This window comes from Pseudomonas sp. St29 (assembly GCF_001547915.1).
Taxonomy (GTDB): Bacteria; Pseudomonadota; Gammaproteobacteria; order Pseudomonadales; family Pseudomonadaceae; genus Aquipseudomonas.
On the sequence record NZ_AP014628.1, the window covers coordinates 749,084 to 763,660 of the forward strand.

Annotated in this window: 13 protein-coding genes; 3 read left to right on the forward strand and 10 right to left on the reverse strand. The window is 63.2% G+C overall.

The genetic code is table 11. The annotated features are described in order from the left end of the window. Positions 1-83: 83 nt before the first annotated feature. The 10 genes from purH to gcbA form a co-directional block, all read right to left on the reverse strand. Positions 84-1,691: a bifunctional phosphoribosylaminoimidazolecarboxamide formyltransferase/IMP cyclohydrolase gene (purH, locus tag PST29_RS03320; RefSeq protein WP_060842369.1), complete on the reverse strand. Its 1,608-nt coding sequence runs from the start codon at positions 1,689-1,691 to the stop codon at positions 84-86. A gap of 82 nt (positions 1,692-1,773) precedes the next feature. Then, positions 1,774-2,094 carry a DNA-binding transcriptional regulator Fis gene (gene fis, locus PST29_RS03325; RefSeq protein WP_003186237.1) on the reverse strand — a complete coding sequence of 107 codons (321 nt, stop codon included), beginning with the start codon at positions 2,092-2,094 and terminating at the stop codon, positions 1,774-1,776. Continuing rightward, positions 2,091-3,104: a tRNA dihydrouridine synthase DusB gene (gene dusB, locus PST29_RS03330; RefSeq protein ID WP_060842370.1), complete on the reverse strand. Its 1,014-nt coding sequence runs from the start codon at positions 3,102-3,104 to the stop codon at positions 2,091-2,093. The genes fis and dusB overlap by 4 nt, the downstream gene beginning before the upstream one ends. Before the next feature lie 196 nt (positions 3,105-3,300). Further along, positions 3,301-4,611 (reverse strand): DUF3426 domain-containing protein, encoded by a 1,311-nt coding sequence (locus PST29_RS03335; RefSeq protein ID WP_060842371.1) that lies wholly within the window; start codon positions 4,609-4,611, stop codon positions 3,301-3,303. Positions 4,612-4,641: 30 nt separating this feature from the next. After that, positions 4,642-5,520 carry a 50S ribosomal protein L11 methyltransferase gene (prmA, locus tag PST29_RS03340; RefSeq protein ID WP_060837342.1) on the reverse strand — a complete coding sequence of 293 codons (879 nt, stop codon included), beginning with the start codon at positions 5,518-5,520 and terminating at the stop codon, positions 4,642-4,644. Positions 5,521-5,752: 232 nt separating this feature from the next. Then, positions 5,753-7,114: an acetyl-CoA carboxylase biotin carboxylase subunit gene (gene accC, locus PST29_RS03345; protein WP_060837343.1), complete on the reverse strand. Its 1,362-nt coding sequence runs from the start codon at positions 7,112-7,114 to the stop codon at positions 5,753-5,755. Between the two features lie 17 nt (positions 7,115-7,131). After that, positions 7,132-7,593: an acetyl-CoA carboxylase biotin carboxyl carrier protein gene (accB, locus tag PST29_RS03350; RefSeq protein ID WP_060837344.1), complete on the reverse strand. Its 462-nt coding sequence runs from the start codon at positions 7,591-7,593 to the stop codon at positions 7,132-7,134. Between the two features lie 48 nt (positions 7,594-7,641). Next, positions 7,642-8,094, reverse strand: coding sequence for a type II 3-dehydroquinate dehydratase (gene aroQ / locus PST29_RS03355; protein WP_060842372.1), 453 nt, complete (start codon positions 8,092-8,094; stop codon positions 7,642-7,644). 313 nt (positions 8,095-8,407) lie between these two features. Beyond that, entirely contained in the window at positions 8,408-10,369 is a 1,962-nt protein-coding gene (locus PST29_RS03360) for a methyl-accepting chemotaxis protein (RefSeq protein ID WP_060842373.1), read from the reverse strand. 53 nt (positions 10,370-10,422) lie between these two features. After that, complete coding sequence (gene gcbA, locus PST29_RS03365) at positions 10,423-12,093, reverse strand: diguanylate cyclase GcbA (protein ID WP_060837347.1); 1,671 nt, start codon at positions 12,091-12,093, stop codon at positions 10,423-10,425. 288 nt (positions 12,094-12,381) lie between these two features. Between gcbA and PST29_RS03370 the strand changes: the two genes are divergently transcribed. The 3 genes from PST29_RS03370 to PST29_RS03380 all read left to right on the forward strand — a co-directional run bounded on the left by PST29_RS03370 (position 12,382) and on the right by PST29_RS03380 (position 14,559). Next, positions 12,382-13,449: a DUF2333 family protein gene (locus tag PST29_RS03370; protein ID WP_060842374.1), complete on the forward strand. Its 1,068-nt coding sequence runs from the start codon at positions 12,382-12,384 to the stop codon at positions 13,447-13,449. 3 nt (positions 13,450-13,452) lie between these two features. Beyond that, on the forward strand, positions 13,453-13,989 hold the full coding sequence (locus PST29_RS03375) for an NUDIX hydrolase (protein WP_060837349.1): 537 nt from the start codon (positions 13,453-13,455) through the stop codon (positions 13,987-13,989). A gap of 198 nt (positions 13,990-14,187) precedes the next feature. Further along, positions 14,188-14,559, forward strand: coding sequence for a translation initiation factor Sui1 (locus PST29_RS03380; RefSeq protein ID WP_015634001.1), 372 nt, complete (start codon positions 14,188-14,190; stop codon positions 14,557-14,559). Positions 14,560-14,577: the final 18 nt, after the last annotated feature.

A 14,577-nucleotide genomic window follows, 5' to 3' on the forward strand; every position in this document is an offset into this window, starting at 1 on the left:
AAAGGGAAGGCTGCAAGGATCAGGCAAGCGCAACTGCGCTTGGCCCTGGCTTGTCGCTTGCAGCTTGATGCTTGTGGCTGCTGTTAGTGACGGAAGTGGCGCATGCCGGTGAAGACCATGGCAATGCCGGCCTCGTCGGCCGCGGCAATCACTTCTGCATCACGCATCGAGCCGCCGGGCTGGATCACCGCGGTGATGCCGACCTTGGCCGCGTTGTCGATACCGTCACGGAACGGGAAGAAGGCGTCGGAAGCCATCACGGCGCCCTGAACCTGCAGACCGGCGTGTTCGGCTTTGATCGCAGCGATCCGCGCCGAGTTCACGCGGCTCATCTGACCGGCGCCGACGCCGATGGTCTGGCGGTTCTTGGCGTAGACGATGGCGTTGGACTTGACGAACTTGGCCACTTTCCAGGCGAAGATCAGGTCGTGGATCTCTTGCTCGGTCGGGGCGCGTTTGGTGACGACTTTCAGGTCATCGGCACCGATCATGCCGATATCGCGGCTCTGCACCAGCAGGCCACCGTTGACGCGCTTGTAGTCCCAGGCCGGAACCCGGTCGGCCGACCACTGGCCGCAGGCCAGCAGGCGCACGTTGGCCTTGGCGGCGACGATGGCGCGGGCTTCCTCGCTGACGCTCGGGGCGATGATCACTTCGACGAACTGCCGCTCGACGATGGCCTTGGCGGTGTCGGCGTCCAGTTCGCGGTTGAAGGCGATGATGCCGCCGAAGGCCGATTCGGTGTCGGTGGCGTAGGCCAGTTCATAGGCCTGGCGGATGCCGCCTTCAGCGTCCGGGCTGACCGCCACGCCGCACGGGTTGGCGTGCTTGACGATGACGCAGGCCGGCTTGACGAAGCTCTTCACGCATTCCAGCGCGGCGTCGGTGTCGGCTACGTTGTTGTAGGACAGCTCCTTGCCTTGCAGCTGGGTGGCGGTGGCGATGCCGACTTCGGCGGGCTTGGCTTCCACGTAGAACGCCGCGCTCTGGTGCGGGTTCTCGCCGTAGCGCATTTCCTGGGCCTTGATGAACTGGCTGTTGAAGGTCCGCGGGAATTCGCTGCGGCCGGATGTCGAGAGGGTGTCGGCGGCCTGGTTCACGGTGCCCATGTAGTTGGCGATCATGCCGTCGTAGGCGGCGGTGTGTTCGAAGGCCTTGAGCATCAGGTCGAAGCGCTGGGCGTAGGTCAGGCCACCGGCCTTGAGGTTTTCCAGGACACCGGCGTAGTCGCTGGCGTTGACCACGATGGCCACGTCCTTATGGTTCTTGGCCGCCGAGCGGACCATGGTCGGGCCGCCGATGTCGATGTTCTCGATGGCGGTCGGCAGGTCGCAGCCGGGCTTGGAGATGGTGGCTTCGAAAGGGTAGAGGTTGACCGCCACCAGATCGATGGGCTTGATCCCGTGCTCGTTCATGATGGCGTCGTCGATACCGCGACGACCGAGGATACCGCCGTGGATTTTCGGGTGCAGGGTCTTGACCCGGCCATCCATCATTTCCGCGAAACCGGTGTAATCCGCCACTTCCACTGCGGACACGCCGTTGTCCCGCAGCAGCTTGAAGGTCCCGCCGGTGGAGAGGATCTCCACGCCGAGGGCTTCCAGTTCCTTGGCGAATTCAAGGATCCCGGTCTTGTCGGAAACACTGATCAAGGCGCGGCGGATCGGCAGGCGGGTAGTCTGGTCGGTCATCTCAATTTCCATCAAAAGCAAAGGAGTCAGCAAAAAAGGCGACCGTTTTTTACGCGGGCGCCTTTCTGGTTTGATTGAATGCTTACAACAAATCGTACTGCTTGAGTTTCTTGCGCAGGGTGCCGCGGTTCAGGCCCAGGAGTTCGCTGGCCTTGGTCTGATTGCCCTTGACGTAGTTCATCACGCTTTCGAGCAACGGAGCCTCGACTTCGGAGAGCACCAGGTTGTACACGTCCGTGACGGCAGCGCCCTCAAGGTGGGCGAAATAATTGTGCAGCGCCTTCTCGACACTCCCGCGAAGGGTCTGGCCTTCTTCGCTGGGGGTATTGAGGTGCTGTTTCAAATTCACGTTGTCGCTCACGGGTGTTGTTCCACTCACTAAAGTCTCGGTCATCATCGTCATGCGGCCACCCCTTCTCCGTCCCCTGTTTCCAGGCTCTTGTAACGTCCGGCAAAGAACTCACGAACGTTGGCGCATTGTGCTTCCGTATCTTCCAAACGATTGAAGTGGGCGCGGAACTCCCTGGCGCCCGGCAGGGTTGCGAGATACCAGCCCACATGCTTGCGTGCGATGCGTACGCCCATGACCTCTCCATAGAAGGCATGCAGCGCGGCCAGGTGCTCTAGCAGAATACGTTCCACTTCGAACAGCTCCGGTGCCGGAAGGGTCTCACCGGTGCGCAGGAAGTGCTCGATTTCACGAAAAATCCATGGCCGCCCCTGGGCGGCCCGGCCAATCAACAGCCCGTCGGCGCCGGTGGCATGCAAGACCTGCCGGGCTTTTTCGGGTGAGTCGATATCGCCGTTGGCAAAGACCGGAATCGACACCGCCTGCTTGATCGCGGCAATGGTGTCGTACTCGGCTTCACCGGTGTACAGGTCGGCCCGGGTCCGGCCATGGACCGCCAGCGCCGTGATGCCTGCCTGTTCGGCGATCTTCGCCACCGTCAGGCCGTTCTTGTTCTGCCGGTCCCAGCCGGTGCGGATCTTCAGGGTGACCGGTATATCCACCGCGGCCACCACCGCCTGGAGAATCTCGTTGACCAGGGCTTCGTCTTTCAGCAACGCGGAGCCGGCGGCCTTGTTGCAGACCTTCTTCGCCGGACAACCCATGTTGATATCAATAATCTGTGCGCCCAACTCGACGTTGGCGCGGGCGGCATCCGCCAGCATCTGTGCATCGCCACCGGCAATCTGCACCGAGCGTGGCTCGGGATCGCCTTCGTGGATCATGCGCAACCGCGATTTGCGGCTGTTCCACAAGCTCATGTCGCTGGTGACCATTTCCGAGACTACAAGGCCCGCGCCCAACTGCTTGCAAAGCTGACGAAAGGGCTGGTCGGTGACCCCCGCCATCGGGGCGAGAATCAAGCCGTTGTGCAATGTATATGGGCCGATGCGTACCGCCGACATAGGACTTCCCTGTTGTGGGGCCGGATCATGAGAGTTCGAAAAAGGGTTGGCATGATACCCGCTCTCGATGACCGGATAAAGGCTGAATTGGATAAAATCTGAACAGTTATTCCGTTATCGCTCTGGGATCAATCTGAGCGACGCAGTCATAAATCTGTCTTCAATTCGGAGTTGTTCGCCAGCTCGTTCAGCCGATTCACTCGGGCGAGTGGAAACTGAGACTGTAGTTCACGGCTTTCGGTCCGGGGTCAAGAATGTCCAGGGCGATGTGAATCGGCGTCTGCGGCGGCATTTCCGCCACATCCTGCATCTCACCGCCCAGGTACTCCCCGGGTTTGAAGCTGCGGCTGGCGATCAGGTGGCCGTTGAGGTCGGCGAAGCGCAGTTCCAGCAGCGGGAAGGGTTGGGAGAAGGGCGCACGGTTGTAGATGATGGCGTCCACCACCAGGGCCCCGCTGAATTCCGGGTGGCTGCGCACCACCAGGTTGCTGCTCTTGATCCGCGCGATATCCACCCGGGATGGCACCGTGCAGCCGAACTCCGGGCACAGTTGCTGGAACCAGGGGCGGTACTGGTCCTGGCGCGCCAGTTCGTCGAAATGGTAGGCGATGTACTGACCTGCCAGGCCGCCGGCGGCCAGCAGGATCAACAGCAGCCAGAGCAGGCGCCGGCCCCAGGGCGAGCGGCGTTTCTGCCAGTCGAGGTGGATCGGATCATCCACCAGGTCCAGCAAGACGTCTTCCGGCACGGCGGGTTCGCTGCGTTCGCGGCGTTTCTTGCCGTGGGGGATGTCCGCTTCATCGTCCGCTTCGGCGCTGTCTGCCGAGATCCGGGCGTCGAACGGTTCCAGGTCGTCATCCAGGCGCAGCTTGGGGGCTTTGGGTTCGTCTTCCAGGTCCGCCAGGTTGAAGGACAGCGACGGCTCGGTACGGCTCTGCCGGGGCGGCTCGGGGGCAGGTTCGTCCGCCTGGGCCTGGGCCTTGAGAGCGACAGGTTGCGGTTCGTCATGTTCAGCGGCGCTGCCAAACAGGCCGTCGGGCCAGTGGGCGTCATCGGCGTCCTGCGGGTCGCGGCGGGCGCTGAGGCTGCCTTCCTTGTGTTCCCGTTCCTGGCCAAAGGCCTTGGCCGGCTGGATCTCTCGCTGTTCGAGCTTGGCCAGCTCCTCGTCGAGGTCCAGGTGATCCAGGTCCATTTCGGCAGCCGACCATTGTTTCTGGCTGATGGCGCGTTGCACGGGGGGCGCCGCTGGCGTGGGGCTGGCGGCAGGCTCGGCTGGCGGCTCGACGGGAGGCGCTGCCGCAGGCGCGGGGGCGGGCGCCGGTTTCGCCACTGGCCTGGACGCTGCGCTTTCCTTGGCGGCGCGCTGCTCCAGCAACTGCCGCGCGGCGTTGAACACCTGCAGGCAGGAGCCACAGCGCACCACTCCACGGGCCACGCTCAGTTGAGCGTGGCTGACACGGAACCTGGTTTGGCAATGTGGGCATTGGGTGACGAAACTGTCGGTCATGCGGCCATCCGGATTATGCAGGCGGCCATTCTAGCGCCGACGGCCGGTGATGCGCACCCAGCCATCGAGGGTGGCAATCGGATCCAGATCGAAGTCCTGGGCATAGGCCGCAGCGACTTCTTCGCCTTGCTCGGCGAGGATGCCGGAGAGCGCCAGGCGTCCGCCGGACTTGACCAGGCCCGACAGCTGCGGAGCCAGGGCCACCAGAGGGCCGGCCAGGATGTTGGCCACCAGCACATCGGCCTCTACCTGCGGCAGTTGCTCGGGCAGGTAGAGCGGGAACAGTTCGTCGGCAATCCCGTTGCGTCCGGCGTTGTCGCGGGAGGCTTCCAGGGCCTGGATGTCTATGTCGGTGCCGACCGCGTGGCGGGCGCCCAGCAGCAGGGCGGCGATGGCCAGGATTCCCGAACCACAGCCGAAGTCCAGCACGTTGCAGTCCTTGAGGTCCTGGCTGTCCAGCCATTGCAGGCACAGGGCGGTGGTCGGGTGGGTGCCGGTGCCGAACGCCAGGCCCGGGTCCAGCAGCAGGTTGACCGCATCCGGCTCCGGCGCGGCGTGCCAGCTGGGAACAATCCACAGGCGCTGGCCGAAGCGCATCGGCTGGAAGTTGTCCATCCAGCTGCGTTCCCAGTCCTGGTCTTCGATGACTTCGCTGTGGTGTTCGGGCAGCGGAGCGCCGGTCAGCAGTTCCAGGTGGGCGAGCACGCTGGCGGCCTCGGTGCCGCCCTCGAACAGGGCCAGCAGGTGGGTGTGGGACCACAGCGGGGTGGTGTTCAGTTCGGGTTCGAAGATCGGCTGATCCTCGGCGTCCATGAAGGTGACCGAAACGGCACCGACTTCAAGAAAAGCGTCTTCATAGGTTTCGGCTTGTTCTGGGCTGATGGCGAGACGGACTTGCAGCCAAGGCATGGCGGGCACCTTTGAAAATATGTGAAGTGCAGCCTAGCGGGCCGCGAGAAGCGCGCAAGTTTACGCGAGACGCCCGGTGGGAGCGAGGGGGGAAGCCGAGTGCTTGGTCGCGATGGCGGTTGATCGGGGGATGGCCGCTGCGTGGTTCGCGAGCAAGCTCGCTCCTGCGGGGCGCAGGGGCGGATACGACAAGGCCGCTCGAAAGCGGCCTTGTCGGTGTGGCGGGTGCCGATCAGTGTTGCTCGGCCAGCTTGTGCTCAAGGTAGTGAATGTTCACGCCCCCTTTGCAGAAGCCTTCGTCACGGGTCAGATCGCGGTGCAGCGGGATGTTGGTCTTGATCCCGTCGACGACGATTTCGTCCAGCGCATTGCGCATGCGTGCCATGGCTTCGTCACGGCTGCTGCCGTAAGTGATCAGCTTGCCGATCAACGAATCGTAGTTCGGTGGAACCGCGTAACCGCTGTACAGGTGCGAGTCGACGCGCACGCCGTTGCCGCCCGGGGCATGGAAATGCTTGACCGTGCCTGGGCTTGGCATGAAGGTTTTCGGGTCTTCGGCGTTGATCCGGCATTCCAGCGCGTGACCGCGGATGACCACGTCATCCTGGGTGAACGACAGCTTGTTGCCGGCGGCGATGCTGAGCATCTCCTTGACGATGTCGATGCCGGTGACCATTTCCGATACCGGGTGCTCTACCTGCACGCGAGTGTTCATCTCGATGAAGTAGAAGCGGCCGTTCTCGTACAGGAACTCGAACGTACCGGCACCGCGATAGCCGATGTCGATACAGGCCTTGACGCAGCGGGCAAAGACTTCCTGGCGCGCAGTCTCGTCGATGTCCGGTGCCGGCGCTTCTTCGAGGACCTTCTGGTGACGGCGCTGCAGCGAGCAGTCGCGATCGCCCAGATGGACAGCATTGCCCTGGCCATCGGACAGCACCTGAACTTCCACGTGACGTGGGTTGGTCAGGAACTTTTCCAGGTAGACCATCGGGTTGCCAAACGCCGCACCGGCTTCGGAACGGGTCAGCTTCGCCGAGGCGATCAGGTCTTCTTCCTTGTGCACCACGCGCATGCCGCGACCACCACCGCCGCCGGCGGCCTTGATGATCACCGGGTAGCCGACTTCACGGCCAATGCGCAATGCGGTTTCTTCGTCTTCCGGCAGCGGACCGTCGGAACCTGGAACCGTAGGAACTCCGGCAGCGATCATCGCGTGCTTGGCGGAAACCTTGTCGCCCATCAGGCGGATGGTTTCAGCTTTCGGGCCGATGAAGGCGAAGCCGGAGTTTTCCACCTGTTCGGCGAAGTCGGCGTTTTCCGCCAGGAAGCCGTAGCCAGGGTGGATCGCCGTAGCGCCAGTGACTTCAGCGGCCGCGATGATGGCCGGGATGTGCAGGTAGGACTGCGCGGCTTGCGCAGGCCCGATGCAAACGGATTCGTCCGCCAGGCCCAGGTGCATCAGCTCCTTGTCGGCCTTGGAGTAGACGGCGACGGTCTTGATCCCCATTTCCTTGCAGGCACGCAGGATCCGCAGGGCGATTTCGCCGCGGTTGGCGATCAGGACTTTTTCCAACTTCGCAGGCTTCAACATCAAAGACTCTCCGCGGTTCAAACGATGGTGAACAGCGGTTGGTCGTACTCAACCGGCTGGCCGTCTTCGACAAGAATGGATTCGATCACACCGCTGGTTTCAGCTTCGATGTGGTTCATCATCTTCATCGCTTCGACGATGCACAGGGTGTCGCCTTTCTTCACGCTCTGGCCGACTTCAACGAAGGCTGGCGAGGTTGGCGAAGACTTGCGGTAGAAAGTACCGACCATTGGCGAACGGGCCACGGTGCCGTTCAGCGCAGGTGCGGCCGGGGCAGCAGGAGCAGCGGCGGCCGGGGCGGCAGCAGCGGCAGGTGCAGCAGCAGGAGCGGCCACCGGTGCGGGGGCGTAGTACTGCTGGGCTGGAGTCTTGCTGTGACGGCTGATGCGTACGGACTCTTCGCCTTCCTTGATCTCCAACTCGTCGATGCCGGACTCTTCCAGCAGCTCGATCAGTTTCTTAACTTTACGGATATCCATGAATCATCAACTCCCAAGGGTCGGTCAGGGGCGTTTATTGCCTGTCGTTCAAGCACTTGCCTGTCGTTCAAGCTGTTCTAGGGCGGCCTCCAGGGCCAGTCGGTAACCGCTGGCGCCAAGGCCGCAGATCACTCCCACCGCAACATCGGAGAAGTAGGAGTGATGGCGGAAAGGTTCGCGTTTGTGCAAGTTGGACAAATGCACTTCGATGAATGGGATGCTCACCGCCAGCAGCGCGTCACGTAATGCGACGCTTGTATGCGTAAAAGCTGCTGGATTGATCAAAATGAAGTCCACGCCTTCATCGCGGGCGGCATGGATGCGCTCGATCAATTCGTACTCGGCATTGCTCTGCAAATACTGCAGATGGTGCCCGGCATCACGGGCCCGCTGCTCCAGATCCTGGTTGATCTGGGCCAGTGTGGTTGCTCCGTAGACCCCCGGTTCACGGGTGCCGAGCAGGTTCAGGTTGGGGCCGTGAAGCACCAGTAGGGTGGCCATCGGTCGTTCCTTGTTGTCGGGGGCTGTTGTCAGAACCCGGCGACTATGCCGGAAAGACTTTATGACTGTCCAGTTCTCGGCAATAGCCAGCACGATGACCGATGTTTGCGCAAAATATGTGACCGAGTGATTAAATCCGGTCATTTGCCCGCAAGAAGGGAGCACTACAGTGCCTGGCGTCGATTTCGCCGATGTTGGGCTGATAAGGGGCGCTGGCCGCTGCGAGCTTGCGCCATGAGCCGCAGTGCCCCCCAGCACAGACGGCCGGCAGGAACCGGGCCGGTTGGCAGCGACGCCGAGCGGGGAAACCGGCTCAGACGCGGAAGGCCTGCACCGCGGTGTGCAGTTGACCGCCCAGGTCCAGCAGGTTCTCGCCCTGGGCCCGGCCTTCGCCGATGCGCAGCAGGTTGTCGCCGCCCAGTTGATGGATGCGTTCGCTGTGGTCGCGGATCTCGCTGACCGCGCCGCTTTGCTGGGCCGTGACATCGGCGATGCGCACGGCCGTGTCGGCGATGGTCTGGATCGCCCCGACGATTTCATCCAGCGCGCCGTCGGCGGCCTGGGCCTGACTGGCGGTGGCTTCGGCATGCTCCACCTGGGCACGCATGCCTTGCACCGATTGCTGCGCGGCGCTTTGCAGGCCGGCGATCAGGGTCTGGATCTCAGCCGTGGCCCCGGCAGTGCGCTGGGCCAGGGAGCGCACCTCTTCGGCGACCACGGCGAAACCGCGGCCCATTTCTCCGGCGCGGGCGGCTTCGATGGCGGCGTTGAGGGCCAGCAGGTTGGTCTGTTCGGCGATGGAGCGGATCACCGTCAGCACGCCGCCGATGGTCGCCGATTCCTGGGCCAGATGCTCGATCATCTGCGCGTTGCCCTGGACTTCCCCTACAAGGGCATGCAGGCCGGTGAGGCTCAGGCCAATGACTTTCTGTCCCTGTTGCACCGCGAGGCCGGCGCTGCGGCTGGCATCGGCGGCCTGGCTGGCGTCGCCGGCGACCTGTTGGATGGTGGCTTCCAGCTCGCCCAGGGCATCGCGGATCTGCGCGGTATCACCGGCCTGGCGCTCGGCCCCGCTGTGCAGACCGCTGCTGAGGTCGGCCAGGGCGCGGCTGCTGCCGGCCACTTGCTCGGCGTTCTGGCGGATGGTGCCCACCAGGTCCACCAGGTAGGCGCGCAGACGGTTCAGGGACTCTTCGATGGCGTGCAGTTCGCGGTTGGTCTTGCCCAGTTGGATCGGTCGGCTGAAGTCGCCTTCGGCCCAGGTCGACAGGGCCGGGGCCAGGTTGGTCAGGACCCGGGCCAGCTTGCGCTGCAAGGTGTCGATGACCAGGGCGATCAGCAGGATCAGGCCGATCATCAGCCCCTGCATCAGCCGTACTTCGCCCTGGATCTGCCCGTGCTGGGCCCGCACCGCCGGTTCCAGCTCGGCAATGGCCTGGCGCACGGCGGTGATTTTCAGCAGGGTGGCGGCGCTCAGGTCGGCGCGCTTCTGGATCTGCTCGCGGGTGCGCTCAAGTTCCGCCGGGTAGCGGTTGAGCAGGCTGTTGAGCTCGCGCTTGAGGCTGATCCCGGCGTCTTCGGCGGCGGCTTTCTGGGTGTTTTCCAGGCCCATCATGGCGGCGAAATCATCGGTGCCGGATTCACTGCTGGCCGCCACGCCTAATAAAGGCAGGGCTTCAAGCCGATCGGCCTGGGCACGAATGCTGTTGAGTTCGCGTTCGACATCGGCGGCCAGTTCGCTGCGACCGCTGCTCACCAGCTTGTCGCGGGCCAGGGACAGTTTGCCCAGGTGCTGTGAGGCGGTGAGCAACAACGGCAGGTACTGGGCCGCGTCCGGGTTCTTGGTCCCGCTGGCGTACTGGCTGAGCTGCTCCAGGTTGGCCCCCAGTTCGCGCTCGGCCTGCAACAGCAGCGCCTGGGGATCGCCGGCCAGCTTGCCCGCGGCCAGCAGGTCGCTCTTGCTGAAGGTGTCGAGGCTGGCCAGGCTTGGGCGCAGGCTCTGCGCCAGCGGCGCTGGCAGTTCGCCCAGCTCGCCCTGCAGGGCTTCCAGGGCCTGGGTCGCGCCGCTCAGGCGCAGGGCATCGCCGCTGGCCAGATAGTCTTCGATATTGCGCGCCACTTGATTCTGAAACTGCTGGGACAGACCCAGGTAACGCTCCATCAATAGATAGGGGCGTTCCAGGGCCCGTTGCGACCACCACAGCGTTGCCCCCAGGGCGAGGCAAACGGCAACGAGCAACAGGGTATTGAGATTGGTCAGCAGCTTCAGGCGCATCGGGGCTCTACCAACGGCGAAAATGGTAAGCGCCTGAATTTATTGCGTTTGTATTACAAGGTTATGACCGAATCAGTGGATTCGGATGAAAAGGTGGCACTTTGACTTGATTGCCGCGCGGCCTGTACCCGGTTGCGGCCGCCGTGCTTGGCGCGGTACAGCGCTTCGTCGGCCTGGCTGGCCATCATCAGGCTGTCGGAGTCTTCCTGCATCTCCACCACCCCGGCGCTGAAGGTGCACCACAGGTCCTGGGGCTGGGCCGGGTAGTGGATCTCGGCGAAGCGCTGGCGGATTTCGTCGAGCACCTTGCAGGCGGCTTCCTGATCGGTGTCGGGCATGACAATGGCGAACTCCTCGCCGCCGTAGCGGCCGATGAAGTCGGTCTTGCGCAGGCGTTGCTTGAGAAACAGCGCCAGGCTCTTGATCACCCGGTCGCCCATGGGGTGGCCGTGGCTGTCGTTGACCCGCTTGAAGTGGTCGATATCGAGCATGGCGAAGCTCAGCGGCTTGTTCTCGCGGCGGGCGCGGAAGCTGCAGTCTTCCAGCAATTGCAGGATATGGGTGTGGTTGTACAGGCCGGTGAGGCTGTCGCGGACCATCCGCGCCTTGAGGTTGCGCGCCCGGGCCGCGCGGTTGCGCACGGTGGTGATCAGGTGCCGCGGTTTGATCGGCTTGGTCAGGAAGTCGTCGCCGCCTTCGCTCATGGCGTCCAGCTGCTTGTCCAGGTCGTCCTCGGCGGACAGGTAGATGATCGGCACGCTGACGTAGCGGTCGTTGTGGCGGATCACCTTGGCCAGCTCGGTGCCGGTGCAGGCCGGCATGTACATGTCGAGGATGATCAGGTCCGGCTGGAAATCCGCCAGCTCGGCCATGGCCTGGATCGGCTCGATCAGGGTGCGGGTGACGATCCCGGCGCTGTTGAGCAGGCGCTCGGTGTGCAGCGCCTGGGCCCGGGAGTCATCGATGATCAGCACTTTATAGGGTTCGTACTGGGCGACGCAGGTCAGGACCTCGATCTTTTCCAGCAGGCTGGAGGCTTCCAGGGTGCCGGTGAGGAACTCCTGGCCTCCGGCGCGCACGGCGGCGAGGCGGGTTGGGGTATCGGTTTCATGCAGGCTGAAGAACAGCAGCGGTAGTTTCTGCTCCAGGCCGACCTGGGCCTCGGCGGCCAGGGTCAGGCCCATGCCGGGGCCGCAAAAGTCGACATCGATGACGATGGCGGCCGGCAGGCGTTCGACCATGGATGAGCGAAAGGCCGCAATGCTGTCCAGGGACTGGGCGCTGAGGCCGAAGAACTCCAGCTGCTTGGCCAGGCGTTCGGCGCGGTCGTGGTCCTGCAGCATCACGTAGATCGGCTTGCGCAAAGGCGGCAGGAAGGTCTGTTCCAGCTGGTCGCCGTGACGCAGGCCGGTGCGCGACAGGCGTTGCATCAGCCGGTTGAGATCGGTGATCAGGGTGCTGCTCAGGCGGCCGCGATTGGCATCCACCGCCTCAAGGGACTGACTGATGCTGCGGGCCAGCTGAGTGTGTTCGGGTTGTTCGAAGCGTTCGGCGAAGCGCAGCAGGCGCAGGTTGGCCTCGCACAGTTCGGACATGTCGTTGGTGGACCATTCGCTGCGTTGCAGACGCTGCCATATCTCAAGAATCTGACGTGCCTGATGAATTACCCGCTGGGCAAAGTGGTGCTTGAGGCGCTCACGGCTGGGGTCTTCTGGCTCGGTCATATCCTGACTACTAGTTAGGGTGCATGCTGAGATCGACTGGTGGCTCTATGCTAGCACCACTTTTGCGTCCCATGAGTGTCGTGCGTCAATAATGTGTGAAGCGACGTTATTCAGTTCCTGACCGACTGGTCGCATAGGCTCGGGACTGTGCTTCATTTATAGTGATCGCCTGATTCGCAATCATTGCGCGGCGCGCATTTGCCGGAAGATTTATCCCGTCAAGGCAAGGCACGATGGAGTAGGGTTGTGGTCGAACCGATGAACCCAAGTGATTGAAAGGACATAGCCATGCTGGATTGGAAGAATCGCGCAGGCAGCGCGCCGGATCGTGCTGCCGAACCCAAGTCGGCGACACGCAGCTATTTTGGTGGCCTGCTGTTCAGTCGCGCCCTGGCCACCTTGCTGGGCCTTTACCTGTTGGTGACCGGTGGCCTGGGTTGGTACTGGAGCCAGGAGCCGGCGCTGTTTCCGGTCCAGCAGAATGCCCAGATTGCCGCCGAGAAGGCCGGCCGGCAGATGGTGGTGGGTTACACCACCGTGGAAACCCTCAAGACCGTCGCCGGCACCTTGCTCGACAAACCGGGTGGCTATATCTCCAACGACCGTTTTCCACCGGGCCTGTGGATGGACAACATGCCGAGCTGGGAATACGGCGTGCTGGTCCAGGTTCGCGACCTGACCCGTGCCCTGCGCAAGGACTTCGCCCGCTCCCAGTCCCAGTCCGCCGAGGATGCCGACCTGGCCAAGGCCGAGCCGCGCTTCAACTTCGACAACAAGAGCTGGGTGCTGCCGTCCAGCGAGTCGGAATATCAGGACGGCATCAACTCCCTGAGCCGCTATCAGGCGCGCCTGTCCGATCCGAACCAGAAGACCGCGCAGTTCTATGCCCGTGCCGACAACCTCAACAACTGGCTGGGTGACGTGGGCACGCGCCTGGGCTCGCTGTCCCAGCGGCTGTCGGCCAGTGTTGGCCGAGTCAAGCTCAACACCGCCCTGAAAACCGAAGTGGTCGCGCCCGGCCAGGTTCCTCAGGTCGATGAAGAGCTTGAGGAAACCCCATGGATGCAGATCGACAACGTGTTCTACGAAGCCCGTGGCCAGGCCTGGGCGCTGTCCCACCTGCTGCGCGCCATCGAAGTGGACTTTGCCGACGTGCTGGCGAAGAAGAACGCCACCGTCAGCGTGCGCCAGATCATCCGTGAACTGGAGGCCTCCCAGGAGCCGGTCTGGAGCCCGATGATCCTCAATGGCAGCGGCTTTGGCGTTCTGGCCAACCACTCCCTGGTCATGGCCAACTATATTTCCCGGGCCAACGCGGCGGTCATCGACTTGCGTCAATTGCTCAATCAAGGCTGATCCATGGTTGCGACCACCAATGAGGCGGCCCATCGCGCCGCCTCCGATGCTGAAGAGATTGCCTGGGTCGATGGCGAAGACCAGCTGCTGGGTGCCATGGTCCGCTCCGAGCTGCGCGAGCGTGGCCTGATCGGTCGTGGCACCTACATCATGCTGTTCAATTCCGCCGGTGAGCTGTGCGTGCACCGGCGCACCCTGAGCAAGGCCATCTACCCGGGCTACTGGGATGTCGCCGCCGGCGGCATGGTCCTGGCGACGGAAAGCTATGCCGAGTCCGCCGCTCGGGAGCTGGAAGAGGAGCTGGGAGTCAGCGGGGTCGAGTTGACCGCCCACGATCACTTTTTCTTCGAAGACACCGGCAACCGTCTCTGGTGTTCGGCCTTCTCCGCGGTCTGGGACGGTCCGCTGCGCCTGCAGCCGGAAGAAGTCCTCGAAGCGCGCTTCATTCCCCTGGACCAGGTGCTGCGGGAAATCCATGAAAAGCCCTATTGCCCGGACTCCCTGGCCGCCTTGCAACGCTATCTGGCGCGACGTCGTTAAAGTTGCATAAATTGACGCTGATTGGCTCTTAGCAACCGGGCTTTTTGCCGTTACACTGCGCGACTTTTCAAGCTGAACCGGCGGCGCTTGTTGCAAACGCGCCGGCTCAGTAGCGCTGCCCCTGCCTGAGTGGGGCTTCGCGGTCGATGGCACCGCCATGTGCTTCGACCAGTCTTTGTCCTCCCAAGAGGATTGCCGGTGGCCAAAAAAGCCGCATCCTTCGCCGCCCTTGGTGGCCTGGTGTTTTCCACCGACGCAGGTCGACATTGCCCGGACTGTAGCCAGCCGGTGGCCGCCTGTATCTGCAAACAAACCGTGATTCCGGCCGGCGACGGCATTGCTCGCGTGCGTCGCGAAAGCAAGGGCCGTGGCGGCAAGACGGTGACCACCATCACCGGCGTGCCCCTGGCCGAAGACGCCCTCAAGGAACTGGCGACCACCTTGAAGAAGCGCTGTGGCACCGGTGGCGCGCTGAAAGACGGCGTCATTGAAATCCAGGGCGACCATGTCGAGCTACTCTTGGCCGAACTGGTCAAGCACGGTTTCAAGGCGAAGAAGTCCGGCGGCTAGCAGCCTCTGTGAAAACCA

What these genes read in the sequence shown, in the direction of transcription:
- purH (WP_060842369.1), bottom strand. Translation starts at nt 1,691, where the DNA reads ATGACCGACCAGACTACCCGCCTGCCGATCCGCCGCGCCTTGATCAGT.
- fis (WP_003186237.1), bottom strand. Translation starts at nt 2,094, where the DNA reads ATGACGATGATGACCGAGACTTTAGTGAGTGGAACAACACCCGTGAGC.
- dusB (WP_060842370.1), bottom strand. Translation starts at nt 3,104, where the DNA reads ATGTCGGCGGTACGCATCGGCCCATATACATTGCACAACGGCTTGATT.
- PST29_RS03335 (WP_060842371.1), bottom strand. Translation starts at nt 4,611, where the DNA reads ATGACCGACAGTTTCGTCACCCAATGCCCACATTGCCAAACCAGGTTC.
- prmA (WP_060837342.1), bottom strand. Translation starts at nt 5,520, where the DNA reads ATGCCTTGGCTGCAAGTCCGTCTCGCCATCAGCCCAGAACAAGCCGAA.
- accC (WP_060837343.1), bottom strand. Translation starts at nt 7,114, where the DNA reads ATGTTGAAGCCTGCGAAGTTGGAAAAAGTCCTGATCGCCAACCGCGGC.
- accB (WP_060837344.1), bottom strand. Translation starts at nt 7,593, where the DNA reads ATGGATATCCGTAAAGTTAAGAAACTGATCGAGCTGCTGGAAGAGTCC.
- aroQ (WP_060842372.1), bottom strand. Translation starts at nt 8,094, where the DNA reads ATGGCCACCCTACTGGTGCTTCACGGCCCCAACCTGAACCTGCTCGGC.
- PST29_RS03360 (WP_060842373.1), bottom strand. Translation starts at nt 10,369, where the DNA reads ATGCGCCTGAAGCTGCTGACCAATCTCAATACCCTGTTGCTCGTTGCC.
- gcbA (WP_060837347.1), bottom strand. Translation starts at nt 12,093, where the DNA reads ATGACCGAGCCAGAAGACCCCAGCCGTGAGCGCCTCAAGCACCACTTT.
- PST29_RS03370 (WP_060842374.1), top strand. Translation starts at nt 12,382, where the DNA reads ATGCTGGATTGGAAGAATCGCGCAGGCAGCGCGCCGGATCGTGCTGCC.
- PST29_RS03375 (WP_060837349.1), top strand. Translation starts at nt 13,453, where the DNA reads ATGGTTGCGACCACCAATGAGGCGGCCCATCGCGCCGCCTCCGATGCT.